The sequence below is a fragment of the Candidatus Binatus sp. genome (genome assembly GCF_036567905.1).
Classification (GTDB): domain Bacteria; phylum Desulfobacterota; class Binatia; order Binatales; family Binataceae; genus Binatus.
In genome coordinates, this window is record NZ_DATCTO010000091.1 from 15160 (window position 1) to 39259 (window position 24100).

The window sequence follows — 24100 nt, forward strand, 5'->3', positions numbered from 1 at the left end:
GATGAGTAAAGATTGGCGCGCAAAGATCGGGCTTTGTCAGGGCGATCTTACTGACGCGGATGCGGATGCGATTGTGAATGCCGCGAACAACGACCTGATGCTGGGCGGCGGCGTCGCGGGCGCGATTCGCGTCAAGGGCGGCCCGGCGATTCAGCAGGAATGCAACCGGATTGGTCCGATTGCACTCGGCGAGGCGGCGATTACGGGCGCGGGACGGCTCCGTGCGCGGCACGTAATTCACGCAGCGAGCATGCGGCTGGGAGAATCGGCGTCGCAGACGAATCTACGCGCGGCGACGCGCAACTCGCTGATGCGCGCCAATGAGAACTCGCTTAAGTCGATCGCATTTCCGGCGATCGGCGCCGGCATTGCTGGGTTTCCAATCGAGCGATGCGCGCAGGTGATGCTCGAGGAAGTGCGCGCGCATCTCGGCGGTCCGACGACGCTCGAGCGCATCGATTTTGTGCTCTTCGATCGCCCCTCGCTGGAAGTCTTCGAGCGAGTGCTCGCCCAGATGAAGAACTAGCTACGATCGCGAAGATGGTCCTAGCATCTACCAGCTCTCACCGTTTTTGCTAATAAAGTTTTCAGTGTCCAGAGGGCGGGCGGTTGAGAGGTTGCTAGAATGCGCAATCGCTGATATTCCCAATCGCGTATGATGCAAGAAAGACTGGGCATTTAGGTAGGCTGCTATGCCGGTTCCAAGTACGGAAATTGAGGGCGCCAGCATTGTTCTCGTCGGGAATTTCAACCCGGCGATCTTTCAACCAAGCTGGCTCGGTACGCATGGTATAGTCAGGCCAGAAGAGGCGGAGGACGCGAAGATCAACTTGATCTCTTCGGAAGTGACTTCGTTCAGTACCGAATGGCTGGCATTGCAGTCGACGCGCGACCGATTCCATGTGAGCACGAGCGACGTTCGATATTTTGATCGGCTCGTGGAGGTCGTTCTATCTGCCTTCACTCTTTTGGAGCACACCCCAGTGCACAAGTTGGGAATAAATCGAGATATGCACTTCCCTGCCTCGATAGAATATAGAAACAGATTCGCAGAAATTCTTGCTCCGAAAGTTCATTGGCGTAGTTTGTTCGAAGAGCCGCTCCTCGAGACGCTGATCATGCAGGGAAGGCGCGAGCACAGCCAGGCAAAGTTAGTTCGCATAACGATTCAGCCGTCCTTGCGTGTACAACCGGGAATCTACATAGGATCCAACGAGCATTTCGAGGTCGAAGGGGAACAGACTCCGCAAAAGATACTTAGACTGCTCGCGGAGTCTTGGACCGGCGCGCAAACGTACGCAAAAAGGGTAGCCGAAGACCTCCTCGCTCAGGCAGAATAACAAATATATGGCGCAACAGCCCCAAGCTTTTGAGTTGAAGAACCTATCTACTGCATTCCGGCCTGCCCTGGAGGAGGGCACTGGTCGGGCAGACCGTGCACAGCAGCCGTTGCAGTGGTCTGACTCGATTCTGGGCGGAAGATACGTTCTTGCACGGAAACCCGGTGAGATCGAACCTCCCAGTTCTAGAAATTGCGAACAGGGCATAGACGCGGTGGCAGTCGAACGAATTTCTGGCAACGAACCGGAGGTGAAACGGCGGAACGTTATTGAGATACCGCGTCTGGAAGCGCCGCCTCAAAGCTTCAAGCCGTTACAGCAATGGCGGGGTACCGTCACGACAATTGGTGAATCCGAGTTTGACGCTGAACTTCGTGATTTGACGGACCGTACGCGTGCCAGGGAAACAGCGACTTTCGGATTTGATGAGCTATCTGATAGCGACCAAGATCTCGTGCAAATCGGCGCGGTGTTCTATTGGTCCATTGGTTACAAACTCAGCCCAAGTCGGCAGCGTGAGCTCGTAGCAACCATAATATTCAGACGATTGCCGCGCTGGACCAAGAGCCAGCTTGACGCGGTCAAAGCAAGAGCAAACGAAATAGAGGAGATTCTTGGCATCTCGAATCCCGCTCGAAAAACCGCCTGACGCAGACGAGCTCGAAGTCTCGCTGTTCGGCCCGGGCATCGGCGAGTGCGCAGTTCTACATCTCGGCTCCGGTGAGTGGATAATAGTTGATTCGTGTGTAGATACCGGGACGCACGAACCCGTTGCTCTTGAATATTTGCGCAAACTCGATGTCGATGTCGGGAAGTCCATCAAACTCTTGGTCATCACGCATTGGCATAACGACCACATGCTCGGGGCCTCTAAAATTCTTGCGGCTGCGGATTCTTGCGAAATTGCTTGCTCCGCAGCCCTTGGGAGCCACGAGTTTGCCGAGCTTGTTGCAGCCTCGACCCAAGAACGGTTCGGCGAAATGGAACTTCCAGAGTTTGCTAGAATCGTAGACATATTGCGTGCGCGCAGGAGCGGTGCCCGCAGGGCGTCGGTGGGTCCAGAGTACGCAATCGAGGGTAAAGTTCTGTATCGTCGGGAGGCATCGCACGATCGAGTTCCCGTGCTCGTCCACGCCTTGAGTCCTTCGAGCGGTTCTCTGACTCTCAGCCATTTGCAATTCGCTCGGTTTCTACCGCGATACAAGGAAAGCAGGTTGACGCCGGTCGCCTTGCCTCCGAACGACCTCGCGGTCGCCCTGTGGGTGGCGGCGGGGGATCGCCGGATATTGCTCGGTTCAGATCTGGAAGAGAGCGCCAATCCAAACGTTGGGTGGCGCGCGGTCGTTGCCTCAAAAACGCGTCCACCTGAGCGCGCTTTTATTTTCAAAGTGCCGCATCATGGGTCCGAGACATCTCACAATGAGAATGTCTGGGACCAAATGCTTGAATTGAATTCTGTTGCCGTTCTCACGCCTTTCTTGCGAGGTGTAAAGCCGCTGCCTTCAAAAGACGATGCGAAGAGGCTTCAAGCAAGAACCTCTCAGGTTTTCGTAACCGCTCTGCCGGGCGGATGGAAGCCGCTCAACAGGCAACCTGCGGTGGAGAGAATGCTGGGAAGAAAACTGCGCGCAATGACGGGTAAAATGGGTCATATCCGGATCAGGTGCTCCACACGTTCGGCAGAGGCCCCAACGGTGGATCTCTTTTCGGGTGCGATGCGTTTGCCGGTTCAAGCTGCGTGATCAGCCTGAGCGCACTGGCGGGTCGTATTACGCGGCGATAACCTCACGGTGCAGTCTCAGTGGGCGGCCACAGCGCTGCTCGATCGGGTGCGGCGCAGCAGCAGGAAGGTCGGAATCAGAATCATCATTATAATAGCCAGTGTGCGGTAGATGTCGTTGAACGACAGCATCATTGCTTGGCGCTGGATCATCCCGTACACCATGCCAAGTCCCTGTTTCTGGCCGGTGAGTATTTGCGGCATGTAGTCAAAGCCGCGCGCGCCGGGAGTGAGCCGCGCCGCTTCGCTCATTTTCCACGCGTCGAAGGCGGTGAAATGCTCGACCAGATAAGACTGATGCGTCTGCTCATGATCCACCAGCACGGTCGTCATGTAGGAGATGCCGACCGCAGCGCCGGTGTTGCGCATCATGTTGTAGAGGCTCGCGGCGTAACCGACGCGCTCGCGACTGACGCACGCAAGCGTAGTGGCCGACAGCGTAGGGAAGATCATGCCCATCCCAACTCCCATGACGAGGCTGGGCCACGTCACGGTCCACATGCTGACTTGAGTGTTCCATCCCGCCATCGTCCACAAGGCGATTGCCATTATGGTGAACCCAACGCCGATCAACGGACGCGTATCGTAGCGGTAGCGCCCAAGCTGTCCGACGATCAGCATCGCCGCCATCGTGCCAAGTCCCCGTGGCGCGAGCACCAGGCCCGCCTTCCACGCGCTGTAACCCATCAGCTCTTGGAGAAAAATGGGACTCAACAGTCCGGTGCCGAACAGTGCGAAGCTCATCGCGACCATTAGCATCACGGACATCGAGAAAACGGGAATTCCAAGGATTGAAAGATCCAGAATCGGTTCGGTGGTGCGCAATTCGTTGATCGTGAGTCCCACCAGGCAGATCGCGGAAAGAATTGTACCCCAAACGACCCACGGTGAACTGAACCAATCGGCGCGCTGGCCACGATCGAGCACGAGCTGCCCCAGGCCGAGCCCGACGACGAGCAGAACGATGCCGGTGTAGTCGGTCTTGCCACCCTTGGCGTGGCGGGTTCGCAAGTATGCGGGGTCGTGAACGAACGTCCAGACCATCAGGAAGGCAGCGGCGCCAACCGGCAGGTTGATGTAAAAATTCCAGCGCCAGTTCCAATTGTCGGTGATCCATCCGCCGAGCGTCGGACCCATGATCGGCGCAACCATCAGGCCCATCCCCCACGTCGCCATCGCCAGTTGCTGTTCGTTGGGCGGGAATGTCTCCATCAGGATCGCCTGTGACGACGGGACCATCGCCGCGCCCGCCGCGCCCTGTATCAATCGAAAGACGACCATCTGATCGAGAGATCGAGCGGCGCCGCACAGGCCCGAGGCGGCGACGAACACGGCGACGGACATCATGAAGTAGCGCTTGCGGCCGAAGCGCGACGAGATCCATCCCGTCATGGGAATCATGATCCCGTTGGCGACCAGGTAACTGGTGAGCACCCACGCGATCTCGTCGACGCTTGCCGAGAAGCTGCCTTGCATATGCGGCAGCGCGACGTTGACGATCGACGTGTCGAGAACCTCGAGCGTCGTGCCCAGCATCACGGCCACTGCGATCAGCCACTTGTGGCTGGAGGACCCGTATTCGGGATGGTCGATTCCAATTGCGGATGAGGCTGCGGCTGCCAAGCAAATACGTCCGTGCGGCGTGCTCGGTTCAGATTAAACCTGATGGATTTGCGATGATACCGCGAAAACAAATTCGAAATTCCGCTTTCATCGCGTCGTAACCCGCGTCCCTTCCAATCGTCGCAGGTCGAGTGCGCGATATTTTAAGCCGGCCGCTGCCGGTTTTGGAGCTGCCCAAGTCCGCGCGGGAACTGCTTGAATTCGGCACGTTATTGCACGATGTCGGCCACGCGATTGATCATGACCGGCACAAGCGCCATTGTTACTATCTGATTAAGAATCCGGAGTTGTTCGGTTTCGACGCTGACGAAATCGAGGTCATCGCACAGGCTGCTCGCGGACGCGCTGGATCGAAGCCACTTAGGTGTGGTTAAAAATATCGAGGTCAGTTACTCACCGGGCCGTTTAATCGTCGGAGTCGATTCGAAGCGCGAGAAGGCCGACCTCGAGCTATGGAAATGCCAGAGAAGGACCGACCTGTTATCGAGACGGCTGGATCGCCGGGTGGTCCTGCAGCGCTAGAGCTGCCCGCCGCCGTGCCTTCCCCCAACGGCGCCGTTATTCCATCCTCCACCGGGCCCAAGTCCGCGGCCGGGACCGCGCCCAAGACCCTGCTCGAAACGCCGCATCCCTATCGCGGACGATTGATCTGCGTCGAGGGAATCGACGGCTCGGGCAAATCGACGCAACTGCTGCTGCTCGACCGATGGCTGCGGTCGCGCGGCTACCCGGTCCATTTCACGGAGTGGAATTCGTCGCGGCTGGTGCGGCGTTCGATGCAACGCGGCAAGAAAAAAAATCTGCTGACGCCGACCACCTTCTCGCTGCTGCACGCGGTCGATTTCGCCGATCGGCTGACCTATCAGATCCTTCCGCCGCTGAAGGCCGGCATGATCGTGCTCGCCGATCGCTACGTGTACACCGCCTTCGCCCGCGACGTCGCGCGCGGCGTCCATCCCGAGTGGGTCCGCGCGGTTTACAGCCCCGCGCTGCGCCCCGATTTGACGCTCTACTTTCGCGTGCCGATCGACATTTCGCTCGAGCGGCTGCTGGCGGGCCGCGCCAAGCTCAAGTACCACGAGGCCGGGATGGATGTCGGCCTCTCGACCGATCCGGTCGAGAGTTTCCGCATGTTTCAGAGCCGCGTGCTCGAAATTTATGATCAACTGACGCTCGAGTTCGGGATGCGTCCGATTGACGCGACCGCCGAGATCCCCAATCAACAGAGAGTCGTACGCACGATGGTCCAGGAAATTCTTCGCAACTACGACCGCAATCGAGCGAACGTAAAAAATGGCGTCACATCCCAATCGCGCTAAAACCTGGTACGGTCACGGCCTGCCGTACCTCGCGAAAAAGCGGCTGCCCGGCCACTTGATCGCAATCGAAGGAACCGACGGCGTCGGCCGCTCCGCGCAGATTGAACTGCTCCGGCCGTGGCTGGAACTCGAGGGCTACGCCGTCAGCAACACCGGTTGGACGCGCTCCCCCCTGCTCTCCGAGACCATCAACGAGGCCAAGGCCGGCCATCGCCTGACGGTCACGACCTTCTCGCTGCTCTACGCCGCCGATTTTGCCGATCGTCTCGAGCACGAAATCCTGCCGGCGTTGCAGGCCGGCTTTATCGTGATCGCCGATCGCTACATGTACACCGCGTTCGCCCGCAACTCTGTGATGGGCGCCGACCCCAAATGGACCCGCGAGGTGTTCGGGATGGCGCTGGTGCCCGACCTGGTCCTCTACCTCGACATCGACGTCGAATCTCTGATCCCCCGCGTGATCATGGGCAAGGGGATGGACTACTGGGAATCCGGGATGCATCTCGCGCTCGGCATCGACTTGTTCGATTCATTCGAGCGCTACCAGGGCCGCCTGATAGACGAGTACCGGCGCTTGTCCGGTGAGTTCGGCTTCGTCTCGGTCGATGCGCGCCTTCCGATCGAGGAGCTGCAGGGCGAGCTTAGAAAACACATCGCCGAATATTTGTCGGGCGCCAACGACAAGTCGCGTTCCGATTCGGCTGACAACCGCGCGCCGGCGCGCAAGGAATAGCACGGTGGTGGAAGCCTCGCGCTCCGATGCGCCGCCGCGCAGGGTGACGCTTTCCCCCGGCGAAACCGTCGCCGACGCCGCGCGCAGAGCGATCGCGTTCGGCGCTGAATCACTGTTGCGCCATCAGAACGCGGCGGAGTCCGGCGATGCGGAGCCACTGCATCAACTTCGCGTCGCGGCGCGGCGCCTGCGCGCGTCGATCGAATTGTTCTCCAACGTCATCTACGCCGCGCAGCTCAAGCTCTACCGGCGCGACATTCCGTGGATCGGCGCTCAGGCCGGCGCCGTCCGCGAATGTGACGTGACGGCGGCGTTGATCGGCGCTCGCGCCGCCAAAATCGATCCCGATCTGAGAGCCGCGGTCGCTCCGATGGTCGCGGCGCTCGACCAGCGGCGCAAGTCCGAGCACGCGAAGCTCTATGATCTGCTCGCGTCGAAGCGCTATCGGAACTTGATCGCGAAACTGTCGCGGCCGGCGATCAAGAAAATCGGCGGCGAGCGGATGCTCGGCCCCGTCGCCGCCCAATTGATCAGGCCGGCTACGCACAGTGCGGTGCGTCTTGGCAGAAAACTTGGCCGTGACGCTCCGACGCTGGTTTTCCACAAGCTCCGCGTTCGGGTCAAGCGGCTGCGCTACGAGCTCGAGATGATGGCGCCGCTGGGCGCCAAGCGCCATAAAAAGACCCTGGCGCGGCTCGAGGCGCTCCAGGAACTGCTCGGGCTTTATCACGACGTCACGGTGGCATCCGCCTGGCTGTTGTCGTATGCCGAAGCATCCGCCGCGCCGCCCAGGACCATGCTTGCGGCCGGCGCGTTGATTCAGTCGTTGGATCGCCGCGAAAGTAAACTGCGCCGGCGATGCATGAGAGCGTGGCGTCGGTTCGAGCGCTCCGACGCGATTCGCGATACGCTCGAGGAAATTCGACGCGCCGGTAGGTTGGCGCTGATGCCCGCGAGCTCGCCCGCTCCGGTTACTGAAAAAAGCCAGTCCGATCCGCCGAATCAATCGCAAGTCGCGCGCCGTGAGATCGAAGACGCACCGCAGTCCGATCACAATTCGATGAACTCCCAATCCGCCACGGAAACAATCCCCACGGAAACAATCTGATGATGCTCTATATTCTGCGTCACGCGACGGCCGAAGCGGCCGCATCGAGCGGCGACGACGGCGCGCGCAAGCTCACCGAACGTTCGAAGGAAAAAATGCGCGCAGCCGCCGCGGGTCTGCGCGCGATGGGTCTGAAGTTTGATGCGATTCTGACCAGCCCGCTCGCGCGCGCCGCGGAAACCGCCGAGATCGTCTCGGCCGCCTACGAAAATACTCCGCCGCCGCAGGTGCTGCCCGCACTCGCAACCGGTGTGCCAGCCGCCGACGCGGTGGCCGCGCTGCGCGCATTTGCAAAGCATGGCGAGGTGATGATCGTCGGACACGAGCCGCAACTGAGCTCGATCGCGTCGATTCTGCTGGCCGGCGCGGGCGACGTCGTTCATATGAAGTTGAAAACCGGCGGATGTGTCGCGATTGGCCTGCCCCCGCGCTTCGAACGCGGCGGCGGCGAGCTGCGCTGGATGCTGACCCATCGCCAATTGCGCCAGATGCGCAAATAGCGGCGCCCTCACTCCCAGAACGCTTCAGAAAATCGGCAGCCTGACTCCCGCCGTGACCATCGCGCCGCTGGCAACGCCCATCAGCGCCTCGCCCGCCACCAGACCTGCCGCGAGCAGAATACCAGGCCCGCTCTCGGCCCCATCTTCGGATCCAAAAAGCGAGTGGGCGAGTGCGCCGATAAAAATCGTTACGCTGAGTCCCAGCGGAAGATAGAGACCGATCGCGGCGGGCATGATCGGCGTGCGCCACTTCGATCCGCGCCGTTCCAGATAGCGATCGCCCAAGCCGAGAATCGCCGCGAGTGCGGCGCCGGTCGCGATCGTTCCCAGCGGCAATCCGCCGTGAAAAACTCCCTGCGTAACTTTCGCCATCAGAAACGCTTGCGGAGCGGCCAGCGCGCCGGCTCGCGCGGTCGCAGTGCCCGCTATCCCGTAGCCGGCGATCAGCAGGTTCAGAATCGGCGCCATCAGAAATGACGACGCGATCGCGCCGACCAGCACGCCGATTTCGAGCGAGCGCGGCGTTGCGCCGACGTGAAAGCCGGTCGCGAGGTCGTGCATGGAATCACCCGCCATCGCAGCCGCCGTGCACACGATCGCGCCCGCAAGAATCGCCAGTTGCGGTCCAACGCTTTGTGACACGCCGGCCAATTTCAGAAACAGCGCCACCGCGAGCAATACAATCACCGTGACGCCCGAGACCGGATTGTTCGACGCGCCGACTATCCCGGTCAGATAGCCCGCGATCGCCGTGGCGAAAAAACAGATCAGCGTCAGGATGACTGCCAGCGCCGCGCTGAGCGCGACTTGCCCGCTCAGCCCCAGGCAGACGGCGAAGATTACCGGAACGCAAAGCGCCACCGCGGTCAGCACCGCGCGCGCCGAAAGATCGGTGTCCTCCCGCGCCGTCACGACGGCTTGCGTCGAGCGCACGATCCGGATGCTGTCGGCGATCGCGGATGCGATCCGGCTGCGCAACTTCCATAGCGTCACGACTCCGCCGGTGAGCATCGCGCCGACCCCGAGATAACGCACCTGGCTGCTCCACAGTTGCGACGCGGTCGTGGCGGCGTCGCCCGTTCCGTATCCGGGATGAAACGCGGTGAGCACGGGAATCGCGACCAGCCATGCGAATGCTCCGCCGGCGAACACCAGCGCCGCGATCCTGATTCCTATTATGTAGCCGACGCCGAGCAGCGCCGCCGAAATATCGAGCGACCCTGCCACCGCCGCGCTGCCGACCCACCGCGCGCCCGAGACCGCGCCGGGAATAACTCCGGCGACGTCCTGGAGCGCTTTGAGAGCCGCCGAGACGAGACCCCCCGCCACAAGCGGGCGAACATTTGCCTGTGCCTCACCGGCGCGAAGCACCTGCGCGCACGCGACGCCTTCGGGAAACGGCAGCCGCTCCTCGACGATGTACGCGCGGCGAAGAAACACAACCAGCAACCCGCCCATCGTCGCGCCGACGACGCACAGCGCCGTCACCTCGGCGTACGGCAGCGTTCTCACGCCGCCCAGAATGACCAGCGCCGGAAACGTGAAGATCGCGCCGGCTGCGACCGCCTCGCCCGCCGATGCGATCGTTTGCACCACGTTGTTCTCGAGGATCGTCGAGCCGCCGAGAATCCGCAGAATCGCCATCGAGATCACGGCGGCCGGGATGCTCGCGGATACGGTCAAGCCCGCGTACAGGCCGAGGTAGGCGTTTGCCGCGCCGAGGATCAGCGCCAGCGCGATGCCGAGCGCGATACCGCGACCCGTCAGCTCGCGCGCTGCGGCGGTCACGCGCGACGGCTCTGGAATTGGAATTGGAATGTCGCGCTGCACGCCTGGCTTAGGCCGTGAATCTGAACGAGTCGCCCTTCTTCACGATCTTTCCAGCCGATGGCGTCGCAAAATGCGTCCCGAACACGACCACGTTGGTGTCGGCGTACTTCTCGCAGAACGCGCGCCGTGTCTTCTTCGCCATCGCGCCGTCGGAATCGAATCCGTCGTCCCATTCCGGATATCGGCATTGAATCGGATGATGCATCAGATCGCCGGTGATCACGGCTTCATCGCCTTTCGACGAAATCCGCACGCTGTGATGTCCGGGAGTGTGGCCGGGCGTCGGCTCCAGCCATACTTCGTCGGTCACGCGAAAGTTCGAGTCGATCAGATCGGCCATCCCAATCTCAACAACCGGGCGCACCGAATCATCGACCGGATCGCGCATGTCCTTGCCGTCGAACTTCGACCAGTAATCCCACTCGGTGCCGCCTATCAGGTAGCGGGCGTTGGGGAACGTCGGCACCCACTTGCCGTCCTTGAGCATCGTGTTCCACCCGACATGGTCCACGTGCAGATGCGTGCAGATGACGCGATCGATCTGGTCGCGCGTGTGACCCGCTTTCTCCAGGTCGCTCAGAAACGGCAGCTTCAGATTGCTCCACGCCGGGTTCGAACGAACCTTCTCGTTGCCGATGCAGGTATCGACGATGATGCGCTTGCCCTGCGATTCGACCACCAGCGCGTGGATACTCATGCGGAGCTTGCCCTTTTCGTCGGAGAAGGTGGGGTAGAGCCAGTCGGCTTCTTTCAGGACATTCTCGCCGGTGGCGTCGGGCAAGATGAAGGTGCCCGGCCATGGCGCCTCGCTTTCGATGATCCGGGTTATCTTGACGTCGCCGACTTTGAACTGGTTCATGCTGATCCTCCCGTCCCGCGGCTAACTTAGCCGGATTTTGGAGGTTCGCCAAACCTGGTGCCAAACCTGGAAGGTTCAGTAGGGGGAAGGCGGAGAGCAGGGGCGCTTGACATATCAGGTTGTCAGACGGCACGCTTGTTCGGAGATAGAGTCCGCCGGCAGTCATCCGTGCCGGGCAAGATCTGATGATATCCAGATTTTACAAGGGCGGCAGAGCGGCGGCGCGCGCGATCGCGATCTTTGGCGCGGCGCTGATACTCGTCTCGCAGGCCATTGGCGCGGCTCATTTTCATGAGGGCGCGGCTTCGCGCGACGGGGTTGGAGTCGCGCAGCTCAGCACCGACCCGGGACTCTGTCCGCTTTGTCAACTTGCGTTGCATTCGCCGGGCACGGCTGCAGCGACGGTGACCGTCGCGCGCGGACCGGCGTTAGCCGGGACGATATTCATCGCCGCGCCAATCCGATCCGAGTCACCGGTCTTCTCGGCCGCGCGCGTGCGCGCTCCGCCCGTATCGCTCTAAGCCCCCCCTTTCGACACATCCGAATTGTTCTGGTGCCCGCGATCGGTTTGCGCGGCGCCACTGGCATCTGAAGGGCGTGAGACGATCCTTGAGCGTTACGGGAGCTTGCGATGCGAAGGAAACTGTTTTTATGGATCTCGGTTGCCGGGATACTGATTCAACTGGCTATTCAACTGGCTATTTGCGAGCCAGCGTCCGCGGCTGATTTGAAGACCTCGGCGGCCACGAAATATCGCATCACCGGCGTGGTGAAAGACGCTCTAGGCAGGCCGATCAAGCAAACGGCGCTGTCGATGCAGGCATCGAACGGGCGGATCGTAGCTCATTCTTCGAGCAACGATGAGGGTGAATTCTCGTTCAGCGTGGGGGCGCGCGGTACCTATGCGGTCGTGGCGACCAAGAAAGGATTCAGGACGGCGACGGCGATCGTGACGGTGTTGGCGAAGGGCGCGGCGCCGATTGTGCTCGCGATGGAAGCGGAGAAATCGGTCAGCCTTGCGGTCGCGGCGACGCGGCTGAACAAGTCGCGCAACTCTTTGTCGCCGGGCACCGGTGGCAGCAAATACACGTTCAGCGACAAGGCGATCCAGCAATTGCCGCAGGGCGCGAATACGTCTTTGAACCAGGTGATACTGCAGGCGCCGGGCGTCGCGCAGGATTCCTATGGACAGATCCACGTGCGTGGCGACCACGCCGATTTGCAGTACCGGATAAACGGCATCCAGCTTCCCGAAGGCATCACCGGCTTCGGACAGGTGCTCAGTCCGCGCTTTGCCCAATCGATCAGCCTGCTGACGGGTGCGTTGCCGGCGCAGTACGGCCTGCGCACCGCCGGGATCGTCGATATCAAGACCAAGGACGGGCAGCTGGACAACCTGGCCGATGTTGATTTTTACGGCGGGCAGCGCGGGACCATGCAGCCGAGCTTCGAGTACGGCGGATCGAAGGGCAACTTCAGCTACTTCGTGACGGGGCAATACCTCGGTACCGATCACGGAGTCGAGCCGCCGACCTCGGGACCCACGGCGATTCACGATACGAGCAACCAGGGTTCGGGGTTCGGGTACTTTTCGTACTTGCTGAGTTCCACGACGCGGCTGAGCTTGATCACGGGAACCGCGATCAATCACTTTCAGATTCCCGCGAACCCCAATCAGCCGCAGGTTTACGCGCTGGCAGGCGTGCCGGTCTATCCGTCGGCGAAAGTCCGCGACAACCAGTTCGAGCAAAACTACTTCAACGTGCTGGCGCTGCAGGGCGCCGTTGGGTCGAATTTCGACTACCAGATCGCGCCGTTCAGCCGTTACTCGACGGTCACTTTCAATCCTGACCACGCGGGCGACCTGATCTACAACGGCGCCGCGTCGAGGGTTTTTCGCAGCGACTGGGGCAACGGTTTTCAGATCGACACGGCTTACCACGGAGTTGCCGATCATACGTTTCGCCTCGGCGGGTATTTCGACGCCGAGCGCGCCGAGATCGACAACCACGAGTCAACATTTCCGGCCAATCCGATAACCGGCAAACAATCGTCCCCGTTCCCGATCTCGATCGTTGACGACCTCGCGCTGCAGACCTGGATTTACTGCGGCTACCTCCAGGACGAATGGAAGCTGACAAAACAACTGACGTTTAATTACGGCGTCCGCTTCGACCTGTACGACGGCCTGGTGCGGGCGGACCAGGCCAGTCCCCGCGCTGCGCTGGTTTACACTCCGTTCAAGGGCACCACGATCCACGCCGGCTATGCGCGTCAATTCACGCCGCCGCCGACGGAGCTGGTGTCAACCACCGCCATCGCCACGTTCGCGCACACGACCGGCGCGCCGTTTTCCAAAGGCAACAGCACGCCGGCGGTCGAGCGCGACCATTTGTTTGACGCGGGAGTGACGCAGGACATTATTCCCGGGCTGAATGTCGGCATCGATTCCTATTACAAGAAAGCCGCTGACCTAATCGACGAGGGACAGTTCGGGCCGGCGCTGATCTTCGAAACCTTCAACTACGCGAAGGGGCGCGTTTGGGGAGTCGAGTTCACGAGTTCATACACTCACGAAAGTTTTTACGCCTACAATAACTTCGCCTATAGCGTCGCGCAGGGGACGCAGGTGGAATCGGGCCAATTCAATTTCACGCGCGCCGAGCTTGGGTACATCAGTAGTCACTATGTCTTTCTGGATCACGACCAGACATTCACCGATTCCGCCGGCGCCGCCTACAACTGGCGCGGATGGATGTTCAGCATCGATGGGATTTACGGAAGCGGACTTAGAAGCGGATTCGCGAATACGGGGAACCTGCCGTTCTATATCCAGGTCGATGCGGGCATCTCGCGGCGCGTGACCGTACCCAACAATTACGGCGTGCTCGAATTTCGCACCGCGATCGTGAATATGAACGATCGTACTTACCAGATTCGCAGCGGCACGGGCATCGGAGTATTTGCGGCCCAATACGGCCCCCGCCGAGCGCTATACGGCGGGATAAAATGGGAACTGCCGTTCACCAAGCCCGCCGGCACGTAGCAAAGGCCGCGCTCCGTTGTCGCGCGCGGCATGAAGGAAGAATCACCTGCGCGGTGGGCGGCAGGGGCTGCGGCCCCTGCACCCGCAGTGAGAAGACGCGAAAATCTGCGCGGCGCATCTTCTCGCGACTATGCGATGGCAGCGGTGACCCCTGCGAATTAATACTGGCCAGCCGTGCCAACGGCCAGGGGTGACCCCTGCACCCAATGTTAAGACAAAGATGCGGGCGGAGATTACCCTGAACGAAGTCGAAGGGCTCTGTTAGAACGGTTAGAGGGACATTTGTGCGGCGCAGCACAGGCGTTCGACGACTTGGCGAATCATCGCCGGGCCGCGTTCGAAGGCGTCGCGGCGGATGTGCTCGTTGGGCTGATGCGCCTGCTCGAGATCGCCGGGCCCACAGATGAGCGACGTGATCCCCGAGCCGGTGAACCATCCGCCGTCGGTGGCGTAGACCGCGCCGCCCGACGTGTTCGCGCCGGTTGCGTCGAACAACGCGGCTTCCAGAGCCGTGCCGCGCGGCGAGTCCAGCGGAGGCACGACGTTCAAAAGTCCGATTTCAATTTTCGCGCGATGCTCGCGGCCCGCATAGTCGTGGCCGTCGAGCGCGTCGAGCCGGCGCCCGATCTCACGGTAAACGCCGAGCGGATCGGCGTTGGGCAGCGTGCGATAGCTGACGCGCAGCTTGCATTCCTCGGCGATCATGTTGAGGGCGATTCCGCCCTGCACCGTTCCAAAATTCAGCACGTCGTACGGCGCGTCGGGAAAAATCGCCGCATATTGAGCAGGCCGGCGCGCCGCGAGCTCCTGCTGAAGACGGCCGATCGTGTCGATCACGCGGGCCATCACCGCGATCGCGTTGACGCCCCTGGCCGGTGCGCCGCTATGGCCGCCGATGCCGCGGACGCTTACGTCGAACGCAACGATGCTCTTGTGCGCGTGACATACTGCGTAGGAGGTCGGCTCGCCGATCCACGCCAGCCGCGGGACCGGCGTGTCGCCCAGAATTTGTTTGAGCGCAGGCGCGACACTATGAGCACCGAGACAACCGACTTCCTCGCTCGCGGTGAACACGAATACCAGGGGGCGTTTGAGCCTGGCTGAATCGAGGGTGCGCGCCGCGTCGAGGCATTGCGCGATGAATCCTTTCATGTCGGTGGCGCCGCGGCCGTAAATTCTTTCCCCTGCGGGTTCGAGTTTGAGCGGCTCCCGCTCCCATCCCGGCTGTCCGTCGTAGGGGACGGTGTCCACGTGACCTGAAATTATCAGGCCGTCGGCGCGCGGCGGTCCAACCCATGCGACCAGGTTGGCCTGCGGGACTCCGAACAACTCGATCGGTTGAAGCGTGGTGTTGAATCCCCGCGGTCTGAGTTCGGTTGCGATGTATTCCATCGCGTCGATATCGCTTTTTGCGCTGACCGTGTCGAACTCGACGAGCCGGCTTGCGACTTCATACAAATAATCGTTCATCCTGGCACCGGGGTGAAAAGCCAGTCAGAACAATCGCACAATCGGCACATCGATAACAAATCAACATGGTATAACACCGCGGAAATACTCAACTATTTCTCGGCGGGGACCGGGATAGGCAATAGGTCGCGCGGGCGGCTAGAATGCTTGGGGCAGGATGGGACCGGATGAGCATATGGGGAACCAGGCGGATACTCCCGGGATAGTTGCGGCGACGACCGTTGCGGATGCGCGGGCGACTCAAAATGGAGGAGCGGGCGATCCGTCGGCAGTGGCGACTGTGGTTGACCGGCCGCTTACGGCGGCCGAGAAGGCGCCGACGGCGCGAATCGACAAGGAGCTTACGTCGCCCGACCTGTTCCTCAATCGCGAGCTCACCTGGCTCGCGTTCAATCGGCGCGTTCTGCACGAAGCGGAAGACGAACGAAATCCGCTGCTCGAACGGCTCAAGTTTCTGGCGATCACCGCGTCCAACCTCGACGAGTTTTTCATGAAGCGCATCGGCGGCCTGAAGCAGCAGGTGGTCGCGGGGATGCACGAGCTGACGGTTGACGGGCGCACGCCGCAACAACAGATCGCGGAGTGTTACATGGTGGTGCGCGAGCTCGAGCAGCGGCAGCGCGAGCTTGGTCCGCGAATTCTCAGCCAGCTCGAGAACTACGGCATTCGCGTGCGTCTGTACGCCAGCCTCTCGGCCGACGAGCGCAAGTCGATTCGCGACTATTACTACAAGAACATTTTTCCGCTGGTGACGCCGCAGGCGATGGATCCTGCGCATCCGTTCCCGTTCGTCTCGAATCTGTCACTCAACCTGCTGGTCACGGCGCGTTACCAGAACGACTCGGACCCTTTGATGGCGCGGGTGAAAGTGCCGATCGGTTTCGGAATCCCGCGTTTTCTGCGGGTCGGAAATCAAAGTGATTTTGTCCGGCTCGAGGATGTCGTCGCGAACAATCTCGATCTGCTGTTTCCCTCGATGCTGATCGACTCGTACGAGCTTTTTCGGGTGACGCGCAACGCCAACACGGAACGCGACGAGGACGAGGCCGACGACTTGCTGGCGCTGATCGAATCCGAGCTGCGCGACCGCCGGTTCGCGCCAATCGTGCGGCTCGAAGTGCTGACCGGAATTAATCCGGTTCATCGCGGAATGCTGGCCGCGGAACTTGGACTGGACGAACGCGCCGACGTGTTCGAAGTGGACGGGATGCTCTCGATGCGCGACCTGGGAGAGCTTGCGGCGATCGACGCGCCTGCGCTGCACGATCCGCCGCATCACCCGGTGGATCACCCGCGCCTCACCGTCGGGCGCAGCATCTTCCACGTCATTCGCGACGCTGGTCCGTTCCTGCTGCTGCATCCGTACGAGTCGTTCTCGACGTCGGTGGAGCGGTTTTTGCGCGAAGCCGCGGACGACCCGAAGGTCCGCGCGATCAAGATGACGCTGTATCGTACGTCGCCCGATTCGAAAATCATCGGCTACCTGTGTGACGCGGCGCGCAACGGCAAGCAGGTGGCGGTGGTGGTCGAGTTGAAGGCGCGCTTCGACGAGGCTGCGAACATCCAGTTTGCGACCCGGCTCGAGGAATTCGGAATTCACGTAACCTATGGCGTCGTGGGCCTGAAGACTCACAGCAAGGTAATCTTGGTTGTTCGCCAGGACTACAACGGCCTGCGCCGTTACGCGCACATCGGCACTGGCAACTATCATCCCGGGACGGCGAGATTTTATGCCGACTACGGACTACTTACTTGCGATAATACTATTGGTGAAGACCTGACCGAACTGTTCAACTACCTGACGACTGGCTATATGCCGGATCGTCCCTATCGCAAGATCCTGCCGGCTCCGACCGTGCTCAAACGCGCGCTGCTCGCGCGAATCGAGCGCGAAATCAAGCTCAGCTCGGCCGCATCACCCGGGCTGATTCAGTTCAAGATGAACGCGCTCGAGGACGTGGACATAACGCGCGCGCTTTATCGCGCCTCGCAGGCGGGCGTGAAGGTTGACCTGATAGTCCGCGACACCTGCAGGCTGCGCCCGGGAATCCAGGGGCTGTCGGAAAACGTGCGCGTGGTGAGCATTGTTGGCCGGTTCCTCGAACACGGCCGCATCTTTTATTTTCGCAATGGCGGAGCGGAGGAGTTTTTCATCGGCTCCGCCGATTGCATGAAGCGCAATCTTGAAAGTCGCGTCGAAGTCGTCGCGCCGGTCGAGGACCCCCAACTGCGCAAGGAGTTGCGCATCGTGCTCGACCTCCAGTTGCGGCCCAATCGATGCCAGTGGGAAATGCTGGCCGACGGCGCCTACGTCAGGACCGCGGCCGCGGACGCATCCCCGGCCTGCCAGCAGGCGATGATCGATTTCGCCGAGACGCGACAGACCGAAGCGGTCAAGGTCAAGAAGCGCCGCTCCAAAGGCTTCGCCCGCCGCACGGTACGAGAACGCAGCGGCGAGTGAGGGGACCTCTGCGTCCAGTGGGCTGGTTTTTCTGATCCAACCCCGCCCCCGCGTGACGCAGTCGTGCCGATGTACGCTCACGCACGCCCGGAAATCGTGATTCATCTGGCAGCGGTGGTACGCGGCGTAGGCGCCAATCGCGCGAGTCCGGGACGATGGCCGCCGCAGGCTGGCCGATCGAATCAGACCGCGGAGCGAGCGCGGCTATTCGCCGGGACGCGGCGGAATCGCAACGTAGTTGCCGGGATTCGCCGTCATTGCCTGGCGAATATCCGGATGCGCCGAGAAGAACGCGCCGAGTTGCGGATGCTTCTTCGCATAGCCGTCGTCATTGATCAGCGCGGAATTGTGGGCGAGTTCGCTTGCGACCTTCCGATGCCCGGCCGCGAAAGCGTTCCAGGTCTTGAGCTTTTGCGTGTCGATATCGCCAGTGTCGGCGGCCTTGAACGTGGTCGTGGTATTTCCGTTGACGACGGTACCCAGCGTTTTTCCTTCCTGCGCGATCGTTGGAGCAGCGAAAGCGATTGGAAGCGCAACTGCGATCAACAGAGTCGATATTCGGTTCATGCTCTCAGCTTAGTGCACCTCGCTTGAAATGCAAAAATTGCGCGCGTGCCGTCAGGAACCTAAACGCGCGATTGGATCGCGGCAAACACCGTTATCGTGGCGCCTGTCACCAGCTATCGACGTTGGGCCGCTTCTTGCCGGTGCGCGGCGCGTTCGGCGGCGTCGAGCGCAGACCCGCAGCGATCCATTTGCGCGAGTCGAACGGATCGATGACGTCATCGATCTCGAAGTGCGTCGCGGTGTTCACCGCTTTCCCGTGGCGATACATCCGCTCCACCATTTCGTCGAACAGTGCTTTGCGCTTTCCGGGTTCCGTAACCGCTGCGAGTTCGTTGCGATAGCCGAGCTTCACCGCTCCCTCCAGCCCCATGCCGCCGAACTCTCCGGTGGGCCACGCGACGGTGAAAAATGGCGCCTTGAAGCTGCCGCCCGCCATCGCCTGCGCGCCCAGTCCGTAGCCCTTGCGCAGCACGATCGTAAAAAACGGCACGCTGATGTTCGCGCCGGTCACGAACATCCGCGCCGCATGCCGCACCAGCGCCGTCTTCTCGACCTCCGGGCCAACCATGATGCCGGGAGTATCGCACAGGAACACCAGCGGAATGTCGAACGCGTCGCAAAGCTGCATGAACCGCGCGGCCTTGTCGGCGCCGTTGCTGTCGATTGCGCCCGCGAGATAAACCGGGTTGTTGGCGATCAGTCCGACCGGACGTCCTTCGATCCTGGTCAACGCCGTCACCATCCCGGGGCCGAACTGCCGACGTAGCTCGAGCACCGATCCGGTATCGGCCAGAGTCTCGATGACCGATCGGACATCGTAGATGCGAAGTCGATTCTCGGGAATGATTGTGCGCAACAAACGCTGGTCGGCGCATTCCCAGCCGCGCACCTCTCCCTGGAAGTACGATAGGTACTTCTTGGCCACTAGCACTGCCTCGGCCTCGTCGGCGACCGGAATGTCCACCACGCCATTAGCCACTTGCACGTCCATCGGTCCTACTTCTTCCGGTCGAAAGATACCCAGTCCGCCGCCTTCGATCATCGCGGGACCACCCATCCCGATGTTAGATCCCTTGGTGGCGATTACTACATCGCAGCATCCGAGCAATGCTGCATTGCCGGCGAAGCACCTGCCCGAGTTGATACCTACCAGCGGCACCAGGCCGCTCAACTTTCCCCAGTAGTTGAACGCCAGGCAGTCGAGTCCCGCCACGCCAAGCCCATCGGTATCGCCGGGACGTCCGCCGCCGCCCTCGGTGAAGAACACCACCGGGATGCGCGACTTCTGCGCGATTTCGAACATCCTGTCTTTCTTGCGATGGTTTTGTGCCCCCTGCGTTCCTGCGAGCACGGTGTAATCGTATGACATGAGGATGCATTGCGCTTTGGATTCCTCGAACAGGTCGCCGTTGACGCGTCCGATTCCGGCGACCATTCCATCGGCCGGCGTGTTCTTGATCAGGTCCTCGACTGTGCGCCGCCGCCGCTGCGCCGCGATCACCAGCGGACCGTACTCGACGAAGGTACCCGGGTCGCACAGGTCGTCGATATTTTCGCGAGTGGTGCGCTGCCCGGTCTTGCGGCGGCGCGCGACCGCGTCGGGCCGCGCGGCGTCGAGTCCAAGCGCATGACGCTCGACCACTTCCGCAAGATCGGGGCGCACGCGATCCAGGTCCACCTCTTCCGCCGCGGCGCGATCCGTCGTTTCGACTTGGGCCTCCTCGATAAAAGCAAGTGGATGTCCTTCGAAGATTGCGTCGCCCTTGGCCACCGTGATGCGCCGCACGATCCCGCTCTTATCTGCCCCGATGACGTGCTCCATTTTCATCGCTTCCATGACGAACAGTTGCTGGCCGCGATGTACCCGGTCGCCTTCGCTGACATCGACGGAAACGATCGTGCCCTGCATCGGAGCCTCGATCGCGACCGTGTTCTCAGGCCCCTTGATCTCGTGCGTTTGTGATGTCACGGCGGTGGTGGAAGCCGCCAATGGCGACGGCGCGATGCTCCCGGATTTGCCATGATGGAGCACTGCCAGCGGATCGCTCGCGTCGATCTTTGCTCCTGCGCGCCGTGCGCCGGCATGCTCGGCGCCCGCTGTGGGAGCCGGCGCTTTATGCTCGAAGAACAGCCGCTGATGCCCGGATTCTGCACCGCCAACCAGCGCCGCGATATTGTCCTCGACGAAGCGCGTGTAAACACGATTCGCGATGAACTCGGGATGCTGCAACAAACTCTGCAGGAATCCAATGTTGGTCGGCACACCCTCGATTCTGAATTCGCAGAGAGCGCGATATGTTTTCGCCACCACGTCGGCGAAATCCGCCGAGTGCGAATGCGCAATGAGTTTGGCGAGCAGCGAATCGAAGTTCGGGCTCGTCGTGTATCCCGCGTAGGCGAACGAATCGGTCCGCACGCGCGGTCCCGACGGCGCCTCGAACGCGGTGATCGTCCCGCCCGCCGGTTTCGCGCTGCCATCGGCGCGCATCGATTCCATGTTGATTCGCACCTGCATCGCGAACCCGCGCGGTTTGGGAATGTCCGCTTGTTGCATCCCCAGCTCAGCGAGCGAGCGGCCTGCCGCCAGTTGAATTTGCAGCTTGACCAGATCGATGCCCGTCACCTCTTCGGTGACGGTGTGCTCGACTTGGAGCCGCGGGTTGGCCTCGATGAACGCAAAGCTCGCCTCGTCATTCTTCGCGGATGCGTCGCTATTGACCAGAAACTCGAACGTGCCGAGGTTGTCGTAACGCACCTCCTTGGCCATCCGCACCGCGGCCGCCGTCAGCCGATCGCGCAGCGCCGGCTCCAGTCCCGGGCTCGGCGCTATCTCCACGATCTTCTGATTGCGGCGCTGGATGCTGCATTCGCGTTCCCAGAGGTGGCTGACGTTGCCCGATCCATCCCCGATGATCTGCACTTCTATATGACGCGCGCGCGGCATCAACTGCTCGACGTATACGTCGCCGTTGCCGAATGACGCGCGCGCCTCGGACTGACAGCGTTTGTATGCTTTCTCGATTTCATCGATGCGCGAGACGGCGCGCATGCCGCGGCCGCCGCCGCCTGCCACCGCTTTGATCATCATCGAAGCGCCGTCGCCCAACGACGAAAAAAAGCGCCGCGCTTCATCGAGGCTCGTCGGCCCCGAGGTGCCGCGCAGGATTGGCACGCCGCATCGCTCGGCCAGCCGCCGCGCCTGCACCTTGTCGCCGAAAAGTTCCAGTATCTCGGCTCGCGGTCCCACGAACGTGATGCCCTCGGTTGCGCATCGCCGCGCAAAGCCGGCGTTCTCGCTGAGAAAGCCGTAGCCGGGATGGATCGCATCGCAGCCCGCCTCTTTGGCGAGCGCGATAATCTGTTCTCCATCGAGGTACGCGGCCGCGCCCGCGCCGCTTAGACGAAGCGCCTCGTCGGCCTTTCGCGTGTGCAGCGACGCGGAATCGTCGTCCGGGAAAACGGTCACGGTGCGGATGCCCATCTCGGCGGCCGCACGGATGATGCGAATTGCGATCTCACCGCGGTTGGCGATCAGAAGACTGTTCGGAGTCATATTTCTCTCGTCTCTTTTTCGGTACGCTCAATCCTTCGCCTGAATCTGTATCTAAAGCATGATGAGCCGGCCGCGCGAAAGCGCCCCGCAACCGATCGATAGGTTCATCGCCCCGCTCTTGCGGCGAATCGGTGCGCAACCTATGTACAGTGTCATCGCGCGGGGCGGGCAAGCATGAAGATTCACAAATCCGCGTTGGCGGCGTTGATCGCAGCACTGTGCTGCGGCGCCGCGGCCAGCGTGGCCTTCGCCGCCGGCTCTCCCGCGGCGACTCCGACGCCCAACGCGGCCCCACCTGCCAGCGCCGCCGCAGCTCAAGGCCCGGGTGATCTCGGCGCTCTGATCGCCGCAGGCACACTGCCAGACTTGCGCTGGCCCAAATTCACTGACTATCGCGACGATGCAAAAAAATTCTACGACTCGGGTGGCAATTCGCTGGGCTGGATCCAAAACGGCAACGCCAGCCCTCAAGCCCTCTCGATGATACTGCTCTTTCAGAATGCTTCTTCGAAGGGCCTCAACCCCGACGACTACGATGCATCGCGATGGGACGCGCGATTGGCCAAGCTCCAACCGTCGGTGCCGAAAGCATCCGACACCGACCTTGCACATATCGATCTGGCGCTGACGGTCTGCGCGATGCGCTACATTTCCGCCCTGCATGTCGGAAGGATCAACCCGCAACACTTCAAGTTCGGCCTGGTCGTTGGACCCGCACAGTATGACTTGGCCGAATTGCTTAGGACGCAAGTTCTTCCGGCGCTGGATGTTCCCGCGGTGATCGCGAAAGTCGAACCGAATTATGATGGTTATCGGCGGGCCGAAGATGCGCTCCTCACCTATTTGAAGATGGCGAGCGCGGGCGATGCTCCGCTCGTGCCTGTACCGCAAAAGGGCGTGCGCCCCGGAAATTCCTTCGCGTCGATGGCTGAGCTGGCCGCGCGATTGCGTCAGCTCGGCGACCTTCCATCCAATGCCGGCGTGCCCGCCGACTCGACTGTTTACAACGGCGCCGTCGTCGGCGCCGTGAAACATTTCCAAGGTCGCCATGGCCTCGATATCGACGGTGTGTTGGGTAAAGGCACGGTGACCCAATTGAACGTGCCGCTCAAAACCCGCGTGCGACAGCTCCAACTCACGCTGGAACGATATCGCTGGATACCGCCGGACTTCCCCGAGCCGCCAATCGTCGTCAACATCCCCGAATTTCGGCTGCGTACGATGCGCCGTCAGCCGGCCAACTTCCTGACGATGAAAGTAGTCGTCGGCAGGGCGATGCGGACGCAGACGCCCGTGTTCGCGGAGGACATGAAGTATGTAATCTTCCGCCCATATTGGCTTGTTCCGCTGTCGATCCAGCGCAACGAGCTGGCGCCAAAGACTCGCCGCGATCCCGATTATCTGGCAGATCATGGATTCGAAGTAGTTGATGGAAGCGGCGACGTTGTCCCTTCATCGCCGGCGTCGGACGAGGTCATCAGCGGACTTCGTTCCGGCGCACTGAGCGCTCGACAACTGCCTGGACCCAAGAATGCACTCGGCCTGGTCAAGTTCATATTCCCCAATCAATACAATGTGTACATGCACGGCACGCCGGAGCAGGAACTGTTCGCGCGTTCTCGCCGCGACTTCAGTCACGGATGCATCCGGGTCGAAGATCCGGTCGCTCTGGCGGCGTGGGTGCTGCGCGACAAACCCGAGTGGACGGTGGACAAAATTCGCGCCACGATGAACGGCGATACCACCATACAAGTGAATCTCGACAAGCCTATTCCGGTACTAATTCTCTATAGTACGGCGGTAGTAGAGCCGGATGGCGAAGTCCGCTTCTTCGATGACATATATGGCTATGATGCGTCGCTGGCCAGGGCGCTCGCGAATGGCTATCCATATCCGGGCTGATTAGCCACT

Annotated in this window: 18 protein-coding genes and 1 pseudogene; 13 read left to right on the forward strand and 6 right to left on the reverse strand. The window is 61.3% G+C overall.

What is annotated here, in order from left to right:
• Nucleotide 1 precedes the first annotated feature (1 nt).
• The 4 genes from VIO10_RS13940 to VIO10_RS13955 all read left to right on the forward strand — a co-directional run bounded on the left by VIO10_RS13940 (nucleotide 2) and on the right by VIO10_RS13955 (nucleotide 3082).
• Entirely contained in the window at nucleotides 2–526 is a 525-nt protein-coding gene (locus VIO10_RS13940) for a macro domain-containing protein (RefSeq protein ID WP_331965381.1), read from the forward strand.
• Nucleotides 527–692: 166 nt separating this feature from the next.
• Nucleotides 693–1340 (forward strand): hypothetical protein, encoded by a 648-nt coding sequence (locus VIO10_RS13945; RefSeq protein ID WP_331965384.1) that lies wholly within the window; start codon nucleotides 693–695, stop codon nucleotides 1338–1340.
• A gap of 214 nt (nucleotides 1341–1554) precedes the next feature.
• Entirely contained in the window at nucleotides 1555–1989 is a 435-nt protein-coding gene (locus tag VIO10_RS13950) for a hypothetical protein (protein ID WP_331965386.1), read from the forward strand.
• A complete protein-coding gene (locus VIO10_RS13955; protein ID WP_331965388.1) occupies nucleotides 1955–3082 on the forward strand; it encodes an MBL fold metallo-hydrolase in 1128 nt (375 codons plus the stop codon). Before VIO10_RS13950 ends, VIO10_RS13955 begins: the two co-directional genes overlap by 35 nt.
• Nucleotides 3083–3138: 56 nt before the next feature.
• Here the strand turns inward: VIO10_RS13955 and VIO10_RS13960 are convergent.
• Nucleotides 3139–4752, reverse strand: a pseudogene (locus tag VIO10_RS13960) (DHA2 family efflux MFS transporter permease subunit); the annotation flags it as partial.
• Between the two features lie 122 nt (nucleotides 4753–4874).
• On the opposite strand from VIO10_RS13960, the gene VIO10_RS13965 reads away from it, so the two are divergent.
• From VIO10_RS13965 to sixA, 5 genes are all read left to right on the forward strand, one after another.
• A complete protein-coding gene (locus tag VIO10_RS13965; RefSeq protein ID WP_331965391.1) occupies nucleotides 4875–5117 on the forward strand; it encodes a hypothetical protein in 243 nt (80 codons plus the stop codon).
• A gap of 84 nt (nucleotides 5118–5201) precedes the next feature.
• A complete protein-coding gene (locus tag VIO10_RS13970; RefSeq protein WP_331965394.1) occupies nucleotides 5202–6062 on the forward strand; it encodes a thymidylate kinase in 861 nt (286 codons plus the stop codon).
• Nucleotides 6037–6795, forward strand: coding sequence for a hypothetical protein (locus VIO10_RS13975; protein WP_331965397.1), 759 nt, complete (start codon nucleotides 6037–6039; stop codon nucleotides 6793–6795). Before VIO10_RS13970 ends, VIO10_RS13975 begins: the two co-directional genes overlap by 26 nt.
• Before the next feature lie 7 nt (nucleotides 6796–6802).
• Nucleotides 6803–7903, forward strand: coding sequence for a CHAD domain-containing protein (locus tag VIO10_RS13980; protein ID WP_331965400.1), 1101 nt, complete (start codon nucleotides 6803–6805; stop codon nucleotides 7901–7903).
• Complete coding sequence (sixA, locus tag VIO10_RS13985; protein WP_331965403.1) at nucleotides 7903–8403, forward strand: phosphohistidine phosphatase SixA; 501 nt, start codon at nucleotides 7903–7905, stop codon at nucleotides 8401–8403. Before VIO10_RS13980 ends, sixA begins: the two co-directional genes overlap by 1 nt.
• A 24-nt stretch (nucleotides 8404–8427) precedes the next feature.
• On the opposite strand, the gene VIO10_RS13990 is transcribed toward sixA, so the two are convergent.
• Both VIO10_RS13990 and VIO10_RS13995 read right to left on the reverse strand, forming a co-directional pair.
• On the reverse strand, nucleotides 8428–10191 hold the full coding sequence (locus VIO10_RS13990) for an OPT family oligopeptide transporter (RefSeq protein WP_331965406.1): 1764 nt from the start codon (nucleotides 10189–10191) through the stop codon (nucleotides 8428–8430).
• A gap of 49 nt (nucleotides 10192–10240) precedes the next feature.
• Complete coding sequence (locus tag VIO10_RS13995; protein ID WP_331965409.1) at nucleotides 10241–11092, reverse strand: MBL fold metallo-hydrolase; 852 nt, start codon at nucleotides 11090–11092, stop codon at nucleotides 10241–10243.
• Between the two features lie 185 nt (nucleotides 11093–11277).
• Here VIO10_RS13995 and VIO10_RS14000 point away from each other — a divergent pair, with 185 nt between their 5' ends.
• Together VIO10_RS14000 and VIO10_RS14005 are read left to right on the forward strand one after the other, a co-directional pair.
• The gene (locus VIO10_RS14000; RefSeq protein ID WP_331965412.1) at nucleotides 11278–11613 is read left to right on the forward strand and encodes a hypothetical protein; all 336 of its coding nucleotides are present in this window, start codon (nucleotides 11278–11280) and stop codon (nucleotides 11611–11613) included.
• A 110-nt stretch (nucleotides 11614–11723) separates the two neighbouring features.
• Nucleotides 11724–14138: a TonB-dependent receptor gene (locus VIO10_RS14005; RefSeq protein ID WP_331965415.1), complete on the forward strand. Its 2415-nt coding sequence runs from the start codon at nucleotides 11724–11726 to the stop codon at nucleotides 14136–14138.
• A 270-nt stretch (nucleotides 14139–14408) separates the two neighbouring features.
• Here VIO10_RS14005 and argE read toward each other — a convergent pair whose 3' ends face one another.
• Nucleotides 14409–15608 (reverse strand): acetylornithine deacetylase, encoded by a 1200-nt coding sequence (argE, locus tag VIO10_RS14010; RefSeq protein ID WP_331965418.1) that lies wholly within the window; start codon nucleotides 15606–15608, stop codon nucleotides 14409–14411.
• Between the two features lie 175 nt (nucleotides 15609–15783).
• On the opposite strand from argE, the gene ppk1 reads away from it, so the two are divergent.
• Nucleotides 15784–18069 carry a polyphosphate kinase 1 gene (gene ppk1 / locus VIO10_RS14015; RefSeq protein WP_331965421.1) on the forward strand — a complete coding sequence of 762 codons (2286 nt, stop codon included), beginning with the start codon at nucleotides 15784–15786 and terminating at the stop codon, nucleotides 18067–18069.
• Between the two features lie 204 nt (nucleotides 18070–18273).
• On the opposite strand, the gene VIO10_RS14020 is transcribed toward ppk1, so the two are convergent.
• Together VIO10_RS14020 and VIO10_RS14025 are read right to left on the reverse strand one after the other, a co-directional pair.
• Nucleotides 18274–18636 (reverse strand): hypothetical protein, encoded by a 363-nt coding sequence (locus VIO10_RS14020; protein ID WP_331965424.1) that lies wholly within the window; start codon nucleotides 18634–18636, stop codon nucleotides 18274–18276.
• 106 nt (nucleotides 18637–18742) lie between these two features.
• The gene (locus tag VIO10_RS14025) at nucleotides 18743–22189 is read right to left on the reverse strand and encodes a carboxyl transferase domain-containing protein (RefSeq protein ID WP_331965427.1); all 3447 of its coding nucleotides are present in this window, start codon (nucleotides 22187–22189) and stop codon (nucleotides 18743–18745) included.
• Between the two features lie 174 nt (nucleotides 22190–22363).
• Between VIO10_RS14025 and VIO10_RS14030 the strand changes: the two genes are divergently transcribed.
• Nucleotides 22364–24091: a L,D-transpeptidase family protein gene (locus VIO10_RS14030; RefSeq protein ID WP_331965430.1), complete on the forward strand. Its 1728-nt coding sequence runs from the start codon at nucleotides 22364–22366 to the stop codon at nucleotides 24089–24091.
• Nucleotides 24092–24100: the final 9 nt, after the last annotated feature.